Raw genomic sequence first — 15,039 nt, 5'->3', positions numbered from 1 at the left:
AACTCAAATAACGTAAGGGTAGACTTATGACATCAGGGGTAACGAGGAACACCTTCCAGGATATCGTCCGCTACGTGCTGGGCACGATATTAATCTTCGCGCTGGCGGCCTGCGGCGGCGGCGGCGGCTCGCCGGGAAAGGTGTCGGGTACCTCCGGCACCGGGGTGGGCAACGTGTCCCTGATTTTCAGCAGCTCCGAACTCAAGTCCGCCGGCACTTCCGGAAGCGAAGTGACGGTAACTGCACTGGTCAGGGATGGCAACAATGCGGCGGTTGCGGATATTCCAGTCACCTTTTCCGCTACCTCCGGCGCGCTTGCGGTGACGGATACCAAGTCCGACAAGAACGGCCAGGCGAAGGCAACGCTGAGTACCGGCGGTGACCGAACCAACCGCAGGATCACGGTGACGGTGCAGGCGGGCGGCAAGACCGCCACCGGAACCGTGGACGTGGTCGGCACCACGATCGCGGTGACCGGGCCGAACACGGTGACGGCGGGCGGCAGCGGCGACCTGACGATCACGGTGAAGGATTCGTCGAACGTGGCTGTCGCGAACGTGCCGGTCAGCTTCTCTTCGCAGAGAGGCAACGCGATCGCGGTAAAGACATCCAACGGCGGATCGTCGAGCGCGCCGCTGACGAATTCGGCTGGCCAGGTAGTGCTTGCCGTGACGGCGACACAATCCGGCAGCGACACGATCCTGGTGGCGGCCCAGGGCGTGAGCAGCTCCTGGACGATGAACGTCAATGCGGCGAAGCTCACCGTGGATGTCGAAGGTGCTGGCAGCACGGTAAAGACGGCGGCCACCTCGACCGGCTGCCAGAAGATTTCCTCGACCTATGAGGTTGGCGGCGTTCCGCAAAACGGCACAGTGAATATAGCCACATCGCGCGGACGGATCTACTCCGACGCCGGCTGCACGACGGTGCTGTCGTCCGGCAGTGCAGCGATTTCCAACGGCAAGTCGCAAGACGTCTACCTGAAGTCGGATAACGCCGGTTTTGCAACGATTACCGCATCCATTTCGAATGGTCCGTCCGCGCAGACCAGCATCGAATTCATCGCGCCGCTGACCGCCTCGGCGACCATCAGCGTACAAGCTGAGCCCTCCACGATCGGCGTAAATTCCGGTTCCGGGCAGAGCGAGAAGAGCACGCTGACCGCGGTCGTGCGCGACGGGTCGAGCTTCAACAACCTGGTGAAAGGCGCGGTTGTCGAGTTTTCGCTGATCAGCGACAAGAGCGGCGGCTCGCTGTCCAACCCGTCGGTAGTCACCACGGAGAGCAATGGCTCCGCCTCGGTTGTATTCACCGCAGGCACCGCGGACACGCCGAAGGATGGCGTCGTGGTACAGGCGCGTATCCAGGGCACGTCAATTACGGCGACCACCAAGCTTACGGTGGCAAAGAAGTCTTTGTTCATCAGTGCCGGCACGGGCAACAAATTGAGTACGCCAACCGATACGACCTATCAGCAGGACTATACGGTCTTTGTCACTGACGCTTCCGGCAATCCGGTGCCTAACGTCGCAGTCGTCGCCAACGTGATACCGACGCGCTACGCCAAGGGGGAATATGCGTACAGTGTGACGGACAAGATGTGGAAGCAGGATATCGTCGCCATGTGCGCCAACGAGGACGTGAACCAGGACGGCGTCCTGGACCCGGGTGAGGATGCAAACTCGAATGCACGGCTGGATCCCGGTATTCCGCTCAATGTCAGTCCGAGCGTCACGACGGACGCCACGGGGACGGCGAAAATTTCCATCCTTTACCCTCGCGATCGTGGAAACTGGACGGAAGTGAAGATGACGATCACGGCCGGAAGCGTGTCGGGAACGGAGTCGGTCTACCAGACCCCGGTATACTGGCTGCCTGTGCTGGCAGAAGATCTGACGAGCGACAAGGTAATTCCGCCCGGATCAACCAGTCCCTACGGTGTAAATGGTTGCAGTGTCGCAAATTGACTTCAAACATTTTTCTGGTTGGCCTCATGGGCGCCGGCAAGACCACGGTCGGCCGCGCCCTGGCCAGGAAGCTCAACAAACGGTTCATTGATTCGGACCATGAGATCGAGGCGCGTACCGGCGCCTCGATTCCTTTGATTTTTGAAATCGAAGGCGAAGCCGGGTTTCGCCAGCGCGAATCGGACGTGATCCGCGATTTGACATCGCAATCCGATATCGTGCTGGCCACCGGCGGCGGCGCCATCCTGCGTCCGGAAAACCGCGAATGCCTGAAAACCCGGGGCACCGTGATCTACCTGCGCGCGAGCGTCAACAGCATTCTCCAGCGCACCAGCCACGACAAGAACCGGCCGCTGCTGCAGACCGCGGATCCGCGCCTGCGGCTCGAGCAGCTGGCGCGTGAGCGCGAGCCCCTGTACCTGGAAGTTGCCGATTTTGTCATCGAAACCGGCCGTCCTAACGTACAATCTCTGGTAACCATGATCATTTCCCAGATTGAAATGCACCAGAAAGGGGTGCAGGGAAACGACAAGCCGAACCAGACTTCCTGAACTTCATGAACAAGCCGACTTCCGCGCTCACCTTGCACGTCGACCTGGGTGATCGCAGCTATCCTATTTTCATCGGGCAATCCCTGCTGGCCGAGCCGGAGTTGGTTGCACGGCATGTCACCGGCAGGCGCGCGGCGATCGTCACGAATACGACTGTCGGCCCGCTCTATCTCGACAAGCTGAAGGCGTTGCTGCAGGCTGCCGGCAAGCAGGTGACCACTGTCGTGCTGCCGGACGGCGAGGAAGAAAAGAACTGGGCGAGCCTGATGCAGGTCTTCGACACGCTGCTGGCCGAAAAATGCGACCGCAAGACAACCATGATCGCGCTGGGCGGCGGCGTGATCGGCGATTTGACCGGTTTCGCCGCCGCCAGCTACATGCGCGGCGTGCCCTTCATCCAGGTGCCGACCACGCTGCTGTCGCAGGTCGATTCCTCGGTCGGCGGCAAGACCGGGATCAATCATCCGCTCGGCAAGAACATGATCGGCGCGTTTTATCAGCCGCAGGCGGTGATCGCGGACACGACGACCCTCGATACCCTTCCCGACCGCGAGCTGTCCGCCGGCCTGGCGGAGGTCATCAAGCACGGGGCCATCATCGACCCGGCGTTCTTCGACTGGATCGAAGCGAACATCAACCAGTTGCTGGCGCGCGATCCTGCCGCGCTCGCGTACGCCATCCAGCGCTCATGCGAAATCAAGGCGGATGTCGTGCGCCAGGACGAGCGCGAAGGCGGGTTGCGCGCCATCCTCAATTTCGGCCACACCTTCGGCCACGCGATCGAGGCCGGGCTGGGTTATGGCGAATGGCTGCACGGTGAAGCCGTGGGCTGCGGCATGGTGATGGCGGCAGACCTGTCGTATCGCCTTGGTTTCATCGGCGCCGCCACCAGCGAGCGGATGAAGTCACTGGTGAAAGCGGCGCGCCTGCCTGTCGTGGCACCCGACCTGGGGCGCGACTGCTGGCTCGACCTGATGGAGGTCGACAAGAAAAACGAGGGCGGCCAGATCAAGTTCATCCTGCTCAAGCCTCTTGGTGCCTCGGTCATCATGCCGGTGCCGCAGGATGCGTTGCTGGCTACGCTGGAAGCCTGCATCCGGTAGCCATGGAATTCGAAACCAACCTCGCCCCTTATGCCGCGCGCTCCACGGCATCGCGGGGGAGGCGTTTCGCCGAACCCGCGCCGGCATCGCGCACGGAATTCCAGCGCGACCGCGACCGCATCATCCATTCCACCGCCTTTCGCCGCCTCGAGTACAAGACGCAGGTGTTCGTCAATCACGAGGGCGACCTGTTCCGCACGCGGCTCACCCACAGCATCGAGGTTGCGCAGATAGCGCGCTCGATCGCGCGCAACCTGCGGCTCAATGAAGACCTGGTCGAGGCGATATCGCTGGCGCACGACCTCGGGCACACCCCCTTCGGGCATGCCGGGCAGGAAGCGCTGAACGATTGCATGAAGGACTACGGTGGGTTCGAGCACAACCTGCAAAGCCTGCGCGTGGTCGACGAACTGGAGGAGCATTACGGCGCCTTCGACGGCTTGAACCTGATGTTCGAGACGCGCGAGGGCATCCTCAAGCACTGTTCGGTGGCGAACGCGCGCAAGCTCGGCGATGTCGGCCAGCGTTTTCTCGACAGGAAGCAGCCCACTCTAGAAGCCCAGCTGGCCAACCTCGCCGACGAGATCGCCTACAACAACCACGACATCGACGACGGCCTGCGTTCCGGTCTCTTGACGATGGCGCAGCTTGATGAGGTCGATTTCTATGCGCGCCACCGAACGGAGGTGGCGCGCAACTACCCGGGCATTAGCGGGCGGCGCGCGATCCATGAAACGATACGGCGCATGATCAATGCCCTGATCGTCGACCTGATCACCGCCTCCCGGGCCCGCATCGATGCGGCAAAACTGGAGTCGTTTGACGACGTGCGCGAAGCGCCGCCTCTGATCACCTTTTCTGACGAGATGAACCGGGAAGCGGCACAGCTCAAGCGATTCCTGCGGCAAAACCTCTACCAGCACTACCAGGTCAATCGCATGACCAGCAAGGCGCGGCGCATCATCAGGGAGCTGTTCGAGGCATTCATGCTCGAACCGCGGCTGCTGCCTCCGGACTACCAGGTGGCGGCGTCAACGGAAGGAAGCGTGCACAGGCAGGCACGCAAGGTGGCCGACTATATCGCCGGCATGACCGACCGTTATGCGATGCGCGAGCATCGCCGGCTGTTTACGGTAGAGGAAATCTGAGGCGCGTCGCGACCCGCACTCCCGACGCGTCAGGCCAGATCGCGCAGCGGATGCGCATGCGCCGGCCATGCCGGCTCGAAGAAACGGTTCACCATTTCCACGGTCACCTCGTCCAGGGTTGCCGGCGACCAGTTCGGCGCATTGTCCTTGTCGATCACGACGGAACGGATTCCCTCCAGCACCTCGCCATTTTCGAAGCTGCGGCGCACCATCGTACGCTCCATGCGCAGGCAGTCAGCGACGCTGATCGACGCACTGCGGCGCAGCTGCGACAGCGTCACGCACATCATCAGCGGCGAACGCTTGTTCATCGTCGCCAGCGTCTTTTGCGCGAACTCGCTTGCGTCCTGCTGCAGCGAAGCGGCAATCGCGCGCACGTCGTGGTGGCCGAAGTGCCGGTCGATGGCTGCATGCTCGGATGCGAGCAGGCTGCGTGCCGGATCCGCCTGCGCGCGGAAAGGCTCGGAGAATGCCCGGATCGCTTCGGACAGGTTGGGCGCGGCAGACGATTCGAGCAACGCGAACAGCGCCGGCAATTCCGAGGCCGGCACGAACACGTCGGCAAGGCCGGCGTAGATCGCATCGGCGGCGCCGATGATGTCGCCGGTGACGCCGAGATAGGCGCCGAGCTGGCCCGGGGCGCGCGACAGGAAATAGCCGCCGCCGACATCCGGGAACAGACCGATGTTCACCTCCGGCATTGCCATCTTCGTGCGCTCGGTGACGATGCGCATGCGGTTTGCCGCGCCGCCCTGCGCCACGCCCATGCCGCCGCCCATCACGATGCCGTCCATGACGGCAATGTAGGGTTTGGGGTAGAAGTGGATGAGGTGATTCAGCGCGTACTCTTCGGTGAAGAAATCCTCGAGCAATGCACTGCCGCCCTGTGGTGTGGCACGGCCCGCATCGTAGAAAAAGCGGATGTCGCCGCCCGCGCAGAACGCGCGTTCGCTGCTGCTGCGTATCACTACGGCGCGCACCTCGGCATCACGGCGCCAGTCGAGCAGGGCGGCGGTCAGCGCGCGGACCATGTCGAGTGACAGCGAATTCAGGGCCTTCGGGCGATCGAGGGTGATGAAGCCGATCTTGTTCTTGACGCAGGTTTGAACGAATTCAGTCATGGCGCAAAAAGGAGGGAGCCGGAAACCGCCATATTGTATCGGCATTGCGGGAAGCGGGCAGTCGCGCGGCCGACATTCCGGGTCGCCGCCGACCAACAAAAAAGGGCGCATCCTTGCGCCCTTCCTGCGTTCGCCATGCGGCGAGGGTGGCGGCTATGCCGCCGCGGTCATGTCCGGCATGCGCTTGATGGCGTCATGCTGGTGGTCCTGCATCTTCGTCTTGTACTTCAGGACCTGGCGGTCCAGCTTGTCGACCAGCGTATCGATCGCTGCGTACAGATCTTCTGCAAAACTCTCCACGTGGATCACGCTCCCTCGCAGTCGCAGGTTGACTTCGGCCCGCTGTCGCTTGTCCTTTTCGGAGGGCTTTTCAACGCCCAGGATGACTGCAATATCAATGACATGGTCGAAATGGCGGATGACGCGTTCCAGCTTGGTTTCCACGTATTCGCGGATGGCCGGTGTCAGTTCGAGGTGATGTCCACTGATGGTGAGATTCATACAGCGCTCCTTTGGATGGCGTCGCTGGAGGTTCTTGGCGGCGGTTGTGGCCGATCTGCTGGCGCCAGGTCCAGCCACATCCGTGTAGCGTGGCTACGCCGGAACACAGCAACAACACTACAACGTTAACTACAGGGAAACTACAGGGATTTACGCAGATTGACGGGAGGGATTTTCAGGGCCTCGCGGTATTTCGCGACCGTACGCCGCGCCACGACCATGCCTTGTTCCCCCAGCATATCCGCGATTTTGCTGTCAGAGAATGGATTCTTGGGGTCTTCTGCTCCTATCAATTGTTTGATCAGCGCGCGGATCGCCGTCGATGAAGCTTCGCCCCCTGCTTCCGTGGCGACGTGGCTGCCGAAGAAGTACTTCAACTCGAACATGCCGTGGGGCGTGAGCATGTATTTCTGAGTTGTTACACGGGAAATAGTACTCTCGTGTAGGCCCAGTGTATCAGCAATTTCGCGCAAGACAAGAGGGCGCATCGCCACCGCGCCATGGGAGAAGAAATTCCTTTGACGGTCAACAATCGCCTGGGCAACCCGCAGGATCGTATCGAAGCGCTGCCGCATGTTCTTGATCAGCCATTTGGCTTCCTGCAGCTGCGAAGTAAGCGACCCCTCACCCTTGCTTTGCTTGAGGATATTCGCGTACAGCGCGTTCACCCGAAGCCGCGGCATCACGTCATGGTTCAGCACGACCTGCCAGCCGTTCTTGCTCTTCTTGACGATCACGTCCGGCACCACATAGTCCGAGGTGTCGGATGCGAACAGCGCGCCCGGGTGCGGGTTGCAGCTGCGGATCACCTGCTGCGCTTCGCGCAGGTCTTCCTCGTCGCAATCGAGCGCCTTCTTCAGCTTGTTGAAGTCGCGCTGCGCGAACAGGGCGAGATGGTTTTCGACGATCTCCAGCGCGCGCCGGCGCGTCACCAGCGGGATCTTCGGAAACCGCCGGATCTGGATCGACAGGCATTCGGACGCGTTGCGCGCACCCACGCCTGCCGGTTCGAAGCTTTGCACCAGCTTCAACGCGATCGCCAGCTCTTCCAGTTCGATACCGAGCTCTTCCGGAAGCCGCGCATGGATGTCTTCCAGCGGTTCCTCGAGGTAGCCGTTGTCGTTGAGTGCGTCGATGATCAGCTCGACCAGCGCGCGATCGCGCTGTTCGCGCACTGTCACGCGCATCTGTTCCAGCAGGTGCTCGCGCAGCGTGGTTTCATGCGCTTCGAGCTGCGGCCTGGCGTCGTCGTCTTCCGGCGCCTTCGAAGTGCGCGCGACGTCGTCGAAACTCCAGTCGCTGTCACCCGTTGCCGCTCCCTCGCCGGCGTCGCCACCCTCGAACCCGCCCTCGCCCCCGTCAGGCGGGGAAGCGGCGGAGGCGTCGGCGCCGGGGGCTTCGGAAGAGCTGCCGTTTGCGCCGTTTACCGGAGTGATTGCGCCGTCAGCCAGCAGCCGCACCGAGTGGTCGAGCGGATCGTCGACCCTTTCCAGCAGCGGATTATCCGAAAGGATCTGTTCCAGCTCCTGGTGCAGCTCGAGCGTCGACAGCTGCAGCAGGCGAATCGATTGCTGCAACTGGGGCGTCAGCGCCAGATGTTGCGATATACGAAGTTGGAGTGTCTGTTTCATGCTATCTGGTTCTCTTCCCTACATCCGGAAGTGTTCACCCAAGTACACGCGCCGCACCGACTCATTCGCGATAATGTCGTCCGGCCGCCCGCTGGCCAGCACCGACCCCTGGTTAATGATATAGGCGCGATCGCAGATGCCAAGGGTTTCGCGCACGTTGTGGTCCGTAATCAGCACGCCAATGCCGCGTTCCTTGAGGAAGCGCACGATGCGCTGGATCTCGATGACCGCGATCGGGTCGACGCCGGCAAACGGTTCGTCGAGCAGCACGAAACGCGGGTTGGTGGCAAGCGCGCGCGCAATCTCCACGCGCCGGCGTTCGCCGCCTGACAGCGACATCGCCTGGTTCTCACGCAGTCGCTCGATCTGCAATTCCGCCAGCAAAGTATTCAGGCGCTTATCAATTTCCACCTTGCCCAGCGGCTTGTCGTTGACGCGCTGCAGCTCGAGCACCGCCCGAATGTTGTCCTCCACGCTGAGCTTGCGGAATACCGACGCTTCCTGCGGCAGGTAAGACAGGCCGAGCGAAGCACGGCGATGGATCGGCAGGCGCGAGATCGCCGCCCCGTTCAGGTCGATTTCGCCTGCGTCCGACGGCACCAGGCCGACGATCATGTAGAACGAGGTCGTCTTGCCGGCGCCGTTCGGCCCGAGCAGGCCGACGACTTCGCCGCTGCCGACCTGCAGCGAGACGTCGCGCACCACCTGGCGCGTGCCGTAGCTCTTCTGCAAACCGTTCACGACCAATGTGCTCGCCATCTTATTTGCCCTTCGCTTCGGAGCGCGGCTGGATGACCGCCTTGATGCGTCCGCCGCCCGGCTTGTTCTCCCCGGTCGGCGTGTTGTTGACCGTGAAGAACTCGGCACGGCTGTCATAGGAAATGAACTCGCCTTCAACCTCGTCGGTCGGCTTGCTGCCTTCAAGCCGGCGCATCTTTGCCTTCGAGAACAATTTCACGATTTCGGTCTTGCCGTCGTATTCGATGCGTTCCGCCTGTCCTTCTATCCACTGGTTGGGCGCGCCGTCCCGCTTCTGCCGGAACGTGGCCAGCCCGCCGGCGGGTGCGAGCAGCGTCGCAAACTGGTAGCCCTGCGGGTCCTGCGACACGACCAGCTTGTGCGCGCGCATGATCAGGGTGCCGCGCGTCAGGATCACGTTGCCGGTAAACGTATTGATCTGCTTGACGTCGTCGTAAGCCATCTGGTCGGCTTCGACATTGGTCGGCTTGTCGGAGTCGGCTTTCTCTGCGTACGCCTGGCCTGCAACGAGCGCATTGAGCAACAACAGCAACAAGAAGAAATGTTTCATGAAAGATCTCGAAAGTGATGCACCAAGGTATACCGGATTAACGTTTCGGGGCTTGATACGTGCCATGGACATTGCTTGTCAATCTGAACTCGCGCGTCGCATTGTTTGCAAACATGCCGGTGCCCGTCAGCACTGAGTTTCCGACGGTGATTTCGACCGGCTTGTCGGTTTTCATCACATCGTCGTCGGGCAGCACCAGCATGTATTCCGAACGCATCTGGACCGGTTCCGAATCGGCCGACCCCGGCTTGTCCATATGCACGTTGTCGTACAGGTGGACCTCGCTGTTGTCGCTGTTTACTTTCGCGCGTTGCGCGCGGATCGTCGTCGGCGCCTGCATGTTGGTCACGTTGCGCAAAACCGGGCGTTCGATATCGTACGAATCGTCCAGCGGGTTGTGGCTCATCTTTTCACCCGCGACGTGATACTGGGCCGCGCCGGTCTTCGACATTTTCACGTAGCTGAAATTCTCGACAAAAAAATCCGGCTCGCTGCGTTCCGGTGTGGGGATCACGTCGTTGCTGGCGCGCCGCATTACTTCATAGACCCAGAAGCTCGCGAGCGCCAGCACGACCATCGGCGCGAGCGTCATGAAAAAGCGTAAGCGCCCGGCTCGCATCTTCACTCCAGGTAGGGCGCGATTGCCGCGTCGTAGCTGCCCTGCGCGCGCAGGATGAAGTCGCACAGCTCACGCGCGGCGCCGCGGCCGCCACCGGCCGCGGTGACGTAGTGCACCCGCGACTTGACCTCCGGATGCGCGTTAGGAACGCTGGCCGCGAACTTCACCCGCATCAGGATGGGCAGGTCGATCACGTCGTCGCCGACGAAGCCGCAGTCATCGGCGGCGGTGCCGGTTTCGGCCAGCAATTGTTCGAACGCCACGCGCTTGTCATGCACGCCCTGATGCACATGGCGGATGCCGAGGTCGGCGGCGCGCCTGGCAACGATTTCCGACTTGCGCGCGCTGATGATCGCCGTCGCCACGCCGGACTGCTGCAGCAGCTTGATCCCGTGGCCGTCGAGCACATTGAAGGTCTTGATCACTTCGCCGGCCGGGCCGTAGTGCAGGCTGCCGTCGGTCAGGATGCCGTCGACATCGAAGATCATCAGCCGCACGGCGGCGGCCCGGGCGACAGCATCGTCTCGCATCAGATCACCTTGGCATGGGTCAGGTCGTGAATATGGAGGGCGCCGACCAGCTTGCCGTCGTCGTCGGCGACCAGGAGCTGGTTGATGCGGAATTGTTCCATCAGGTCGACCGCTTCGACCGCCAATTGGTCCGGCTGCACCGTGCGCGGATTCGCATGCATCACGTCTGCCATGCTCAGCTTGCTGAAATCCTGCATGTTCTCGATCAGCCGGCGCAGGTCGCCGTCCGTAAAGATGCCGATGACCCGGTTGTCGTCATCAACCACCGCTGTCATCGCCATGCCTTTTTTCGTAATCTCGAGCAGTGCCCGGTGCAGGGGGAGGCCGGGCTTGACCGAGGGCACCGCGTCGCCGCTGCGCATCACATCACGCACATGCGTGAGCAGTCTGCGGCCGAGCGCGCCACCCGGATGCGAGCGCGCGAAATCCTCCTCGCGAAATCCGCGGGCATCGAGCAGCGCCACGGCCAGCGCGTCGCCAAGCGCGAGGGTGGCGGTGGTGCTCGCGGTCGGAGCGAGATTCAGCGGACAGGCTTCCTTGTCGACGTGCGCGTCGAGATGGATGTCGGCATGCTGCGCCAGGCGCGAAGCGGGATTGCCTGTGATAGCAATCAGCTTGGCGCCCATGCGCTTGATGATGGGGATGATGGCGACGAATTCGGCCGCCTCGCCGGAGTACGAGATGGCGATCACGGCATCGTTCTCGGTGATCATGCCGAGATCGCCGTGAAGCGCTTCGGCGGCGTGCACGAACAGCGCGGGCGTGCCGGTGGATGCCAGGGTGGCGGCAATCTTGCGCGCAATGTGCCCGGACTTGCCGATGCCGGAGACAACCACCCGCCCACTGCACTGCAGCAGCAGGGCTACCGCCCGGGCGAAGCTGTCTTCCGGCGCATCGGACAGCCGGTCTTTCAGCGCGAGCAGCGCATTGGCCTCGATCTGCAAGGTTTCGCGGGCCAGCTCCAGCGCGCGCCGTGCATTTTTTGCATCAAAGGCTTTCGGCAGGGTTTTTGCATCGGTTACACTCATGCCGGAAGTATAAACGAATTACGAAAGCAAAAAATCTGCCAGTTACAACAAAAAGTTGGCTCTTGATGCCTCTCAACGGTAGCGCTCGTATCGTAAGTCCTTCATTTCCAAAGAGTTAATGCTGGCGCACAAGAATGCCGCGCGGGGGCGGATACTGCCCTGCCGCGGTTTTCTCCAGGGAATGTGGGCGTGCTTCCGCGTACCGAATTTGACCCTGTTTCAGAAAGTCCATGTTTTCAGCTCTCGAACTGACCCTCATCCTGCTCGGCAGCGCCGTCCTCGGCGTGGTCGCCTTCCGCATGATGCACCTGCCGCCGATGCTGGGCTACCTGGTCGTGGGCATCGTGATCGGACCGTATGGGCTCGGCATGGCCGAACAGAGCGAAACCACGCACATCCTCGCCGAATTCGGCGTGGTGTTCCTGATGTTCTCGATCGGCCTCGAATTTTCGCTTCCCAAGCTGGTGTCGATGCGGCGCACGGTGTTCGGCCTCGGTATGGCCCAGGTACTGCTGACGATCGGCGCCACCATGGCGTTCGGCTGGCTGATGGCGCATTTCCTGCCGCAACTGGTCGACATCAGCTGGCGCGCCGCGTTCGCGCTCGGCGGTGCGCTGGCAATGTCGTCCACTGCCATTGTCTCCAAGATGCTGACCGAAAGGCTGGAGCTCGACAGCCCGCATGGCCGGCAGATCTTCGGCATCCTGCTGTTCCAGGATCTGGCGGTGGTGCCGCTGCTGATCCTTGTCCCGGCCCTCGCCAAGAACAGCGGCGACCTGATGGCTACGCTTGCGCTGGCGATGATGAAGGCCGGAATCGTGCTGGTGCTGTTGCTGGTGATCGGGCAGCGTTTGATGCGCACCTGGTTCCATGTCGTGGTCAAGCGCCGCTCGCAGGAGCTGTTCATGCTCAACCTGCTGCTGATCACGCTCGGCGCCGCCTGGATCACCGACCGGGCGGGCCTGTCGCTGGCACTTGGCGCCTTTGTCGCAGGCATGCTGATCTCGGAGACGGAATACAAGCACCAGGTGGAAGAAGACATCAAGCCCTTCCGCGACGTGCTGCTCGGCCTGTTTTTCGTGACCGTCGGCATGCTGCTCAATATCCGGCTGGTGCTCGCCAACTGGTGGCTGGTGCTGTTGCTGCTGACCGCGCCGGTGCTGCTGAAATTCGCCTTGATCGCCGCGCTGGCCAGGCTCACCGGCGCCTCGACCGGCGTCGCGCTGCGCACCGGCCTCGGGCTGGCGCAGGCGGGCGAATTCGGCTTCGTGCTGCTGAACCAGGCGGGCGGTTTGCAGCTGATGGACCCGTTGCTGATCCAGCTGATCCTGGCATCCATGGTGCTGTCCATGCTGGCGGCGCCGTTCATCATCGCCAAGTCCGATGCGATCGTAATGAAGCTTTCGTCCAATGAATGGATGATGCAGTCGCTGGCGCTGACGCAGATCGCAACGCGCACCATGACCACGCAGAAGCATGTGCTGATTGCCGGTTTCGGCCGCACCGGCCAGAGCCTGGCCAAGCTGCTGGAGGAAGAGGGAATTCCCTATCATGCGCTTGATCTCGACCCGGACCGGGTGCGCGAGGCGCAGGCTGCCGGCGCCAGTGTGTCGTACGGCGATGCGGCGCGCCGCGAAAGCCTGGTTGCCGCCGGTATCCACCGCGCCGCGGCTTTGGTGGTCACCTATGCCAGCACGCCGTCGGCGCTCAAGGTGCTGCATTTCGCGCACGAGCTGGCGCCGTCGCTGCCGGTCATCGTGCGCAGCCACGACGACAGCGACCTCGACAAGCTGCGCGAGGCCGGCGCCGCGGAAGTGGTGCCGGAAGCGATCGAAGGCAGCCTGATGCTCGCTTCGCATGCGCTGGTCATGCTCGGCGTGCCGCTGCGCCGCGTGGTGCACCGGGTACAGGCGGCGCGCGACGAACGCTATGCATCGCTGCGCGGCTATTTCCATGGCGCCAGCGACGCGCCGGAGGATGCCGAACACCTGCACGTGCGCCTGCATTCGGTAACGCTGCCGGAGGATGCAAAGGCGATCGGCCACTCTCTCGGAGCGCTGAAACTGGCCGATGCGGGCGCGGAAGTCACGATCGTGCGGAGAGGAAAGACCCGCATGGAACTGTCGCACGAACTGGTCCTGCAGGCGGGCGACATCCTTGTGTTGCGCGGCACCACGGAAGGCGTTGCGCGGGCCGAAGCACAACTGCTGCAGTAACCGCGCCGGGCAGCGCCGCCATTCTTTTGCCGCATGGAAAACGCGGCGCCGCATATCTCGCTACAATGCCGGATAGTCCCGCCTCTCCGAAAGAATTCGACATGCAAGTGTTTGAGCGCATCCTCGGCATTATCCTGCCGGTCTTCCTGATCATTGCAGTAGGGTACGGATATGCGCGGCTGCGGGGCGAACGGGTGAAGTCGGACATGCTCTCAGTCAACCGCGTAAGCATGGACGTGCTGTGTCCGCTGCTGGTCTTCACCGCGCTCGCTGCAAAGGATTTCGATCTTGTCCACAACGGCATGCTAATCCTGGCCGGCGTGCTGATTTCGCTCGGATCGGGCCTGGTCGCGTGGCCCGTCGCGCGGCTGTTCGGTTACGACATGCGCACCTTCATCCCGCCGATGATGTACAACAATTGCGGCAACATGGGGCTGCCGCTCGCCGTGCTCGCTTTCGGCACCGCCGGCCTGCCCGCCGCTGTCGCGCTGTTCATGGCGTGCAACCTGATCTACTTCTCGGTCGGCATCAAGATCATCGAGAGCGGGCGCAATGTTCACACGCCGATGTGGAAATTCCTGATGAGCCCAATGATGCTGGCCATGATAGTCGGCATGGTGTTCGCGATCTTCCACATCGTGCTGCCGGCACCGCTGATGCAGGCGCTGAAGATGCTGGGCGATGCCTGCATCCCGATCATGCTGTTCGCACTCGGCGTGCGCATGCTCGACGTCAATTTCAAGAGCTGGCATATCGGCCTCGTCGGCGCCCTTGTCTGCCCGCTGGGCGGGCTCGCGGTTGCCTGGATGCTCGACGGCATGCTGACGCTCACCGAGATGCAGCGCGGCCAGATGTACCTGTTCGCATCGCTGCCGCCGGCCGTGTTCTGCTTCATGGTTGCGGAGCAATACAAGCAGGAGCCGGACAAGGTCGCGTCCATTGTGCTGCTGGGGAATCTCGCGGCGCTGGCCTTCGTGCCGCTCGGCTTGTGGATGGGCTTGCCGCGCTAGGAGGTCCGCTTGCTACGCTTGTAACGCAGCCTAGGCCGTCGCCCTTACCTCGAAACCGCTGCCAGCCGGCTCGGCGCTTTCCTGCACGGCTACCCGCGTGACGCGGGCCGAGGAGGGGCCGCGGCGCGACCAGGCGACAATCTTCTCGATTGCGGCCGCTTCGCCGCTGACCATTGCTTCCACCGACCCGTCGCGCCGGTTGCGCACCCAGCCCGACAGCTGCAATGCGCGCGCCTGCGCCTCGAACGCCGCGCGATAGCCGACACCCTGCACCAGGCCTTCGATCCGCAAATGCGTCGCCATCG

The 15,039-nt window shown here is 62.5% G+C and carries 13 protein-coding genes and 1 pseudogene; 5 read left to right on the top strand and 9 right to left on the bottom strand.

The features are described from left to right. The first annotated feature begins 26 nt into the window (after positions 1-26). From VEC01_RS03040 to VEC01_RS03030, 3 genes and pseudogenes are all read left to right on the top strand, one after another. A complete protein-coding gene (locus VEC01_RS03040; protein WP_324898614.1) occupies positions 27-1,967 on the top strand; it encodes an Ig-like domain-containing protein in 1,941 nt (646 codons plus the stop codon). Next, positions 1,964-3,621 (top strand): annotated as a pseudogene (aroKB, locus tag VEC01_RS03035) (bifunctional shikimate kinase/3-dehydroquinate synthase AroKB). Before VEC01_RS03040 ends, aroKB begins: the two are co-directional and overlap by 4 nt. A gap of 2 nt (positions 3,622-3,623) precedes the next feature. Continuing rightward, positions 3,624-4,769, top strand: coding sequence for a deoxyguanosinetriphosphate triphosphohydrolase (locus VEC01_RS03030; protein WP_324898612.1), 1,146 nt, complete (start codon positions 3,624-3,626; stop codon positions 4,767-4,769). A 29-nt stretch (positions 4,770-4,798) separates the two neighbouring features. Here VEC01_RS03030 and VEC01_RS03025 read toward each other — a convergent pair whose 3' ends face one another. From VEC01_RS03025 to VEC01_RS02990, 8 genes are all read right to left on the bottom strand, one after another. Beyond that, complete coding sequence (locus VEC01_RS03025; protein ID WP_324898610.1) at positions 4,799-5,890, bottom strand: enoyl-CoA hydratase/isomerase family protein; 1,092 nt, start codon at positions 5,888-5,890, stop codon at positions 4,799-4,801. Between the two features lie 153 nt (positions 5,891-6,043). Further along, complete coding sequence (gene hpf / locus VEC01_RS03020; protein ID WP_324898609.1) at positions 6,044-6,391, bottom strand: ribosome hibernation-promoting factor, HPF/YfiA family; 348 nt, start codon at positions 6,389-6,391, stop codon at positions 6,044-6,046. A 140-nt stretch (positions 6,392-6,531) separates the two neighbouring features. Continuing rightward, positions 6,532-8,022 (bottom strand): RNA polymerase factor sigma-54, encoded by a 1,491-nt coding sequence (locus VEC01_RS03015; RefSeq protein WP_324898607.1) that lies wholly within the window; start codon positions 8,020-8,022, stop codon positions 6,532-6,534. A gap of 18 nt (positions 8,023-8,040) precedes the next feature. Further along, a complete protein-coding gene (lptB, locus tag VEC01_RS03010; RefSeq protein ID WP_324898605.1) occupies positions 8,041-8,781 on the bottom strand; it encodes an LPS export ABC transporter ATP-binding protein in 741 nt (246 codons plus the stop codon). A gap of 1 nt (position 8,782) precedes the next feature. Then, a complete protein-coding gene (lptA, locus tag VEC01_RS03005; protein ID WP_324898603.1) occupies positions 8,783-9,331 on the bottom strand; it encodes a lipopolysaccharide transport periplasmic protein LptA in 549 nt (182 codons plus the stop codon). 37 nt (positions 9,332-9,368) lie between these two features. Further along, positions 9,369-9,923: an LPS export ABC transporter periplasmic protein LptC gene (lptC, locus tag VEC01_RS03000; protein WP_324898713.1), complete on the bottom strand. Its 555-nt coding sequence runs from the start codon at positions 9,921-9,923 to the stop codon at positions 9,369-9,371. A 29-nt stretch (positions 9,924-9,952) separates the two neighbouring features. Continuing rightward, a complete protein-coding gene (locus tag VEC01_RS02995) occupies positions 9,953-10,480 on the bottom strand; it encodes a KdsC family phosphatase (RefSeq protein ID WP_324898601.1) in 528 nt (175 codons plus the stop codon). Further along, complete coding sequence (locus VEC01_RS02990; RefSeq protein ID WP_324898599.1) at positions 10,480-11,508, bottom strand: KpsF/GutQ family sugar-phosphate isomerase; 1,029 nt, start codon at positions 11,506-11,508, stop codon at positions 10,480-10,482. The genes VEC01_RS02995 and VEC01_RS02990 overlap by 1 nt, the downstream gene beginning before the upstream one ends. 230 nt (positions 11,509-11,738) lie before the next feature. Here VEC01_RS02990 and VEC01_RS02985 point away from each other — a divergent pair, with 230 nt between their 5' ends. Both VEC01_RS02985 and VEC01_RS02980 read left to right on the top strand, forming a co-directional pair. Then, positions 11,739-13,724: a monovalent cation:proton antiporter-2 (CPA2) family protein gene (locus VEC01_RS02985; RefSeq protein ID WP_324898597.1), complete on the top strand. Its 1,986-nt coding sequence runs from the start codon at positions 11,739-11,741 to the stop codon at positions 13,722-13,724. Positions 13,725-13,825: 101 nt separating this feature from the next. Continuing rightward, positions 13,826-14,734 carry an AEC family transporter gene (locus tag VEC01_RS02980; protein WP_324898595.1) on the top strand — a complete coding sequence of 303 codons (909 nt, stop codon included), beginning with the start codon at positions 13,826-13,828 and terminating at the stop codon, positions 14,732-14,734. A 30-nt stretch (positions 14,735-14,764) separates the two neighbouring features. Here the strand turns inward: VEC01_RS02980 and VEC01_RS02975 are convergent, their stop codons facing one another. After that, on the bottom strand, positions 14,765-15,037 hold the full coding sequence (locus VEC01_RS02975) for an acylphosphatase (RefSeq protein WP_324898593.1): 273 nt from the start codon (positions 15,035-15,037) through the stop codon (positions 14,765-14,767). Positions 15,038-15,039: the final 2 nt, after the last annotated feature.

Origin of the sequence: Noviherbaspirillum sp. (genome assembly GCF_035627455.1) — a bacterium.
Taxonomy (GTDB): Bacteria; Pseudomonadota; Gammaproteobacteria; order Burkholderiales; family Burkholderiaceae_D; genus Noviherbaspirillum.
The sequence above is the reverse complement of the archived record's forward strand: the minus strand, read 5'-3'. Positions and strand labels throughout refer to the sequence as shown.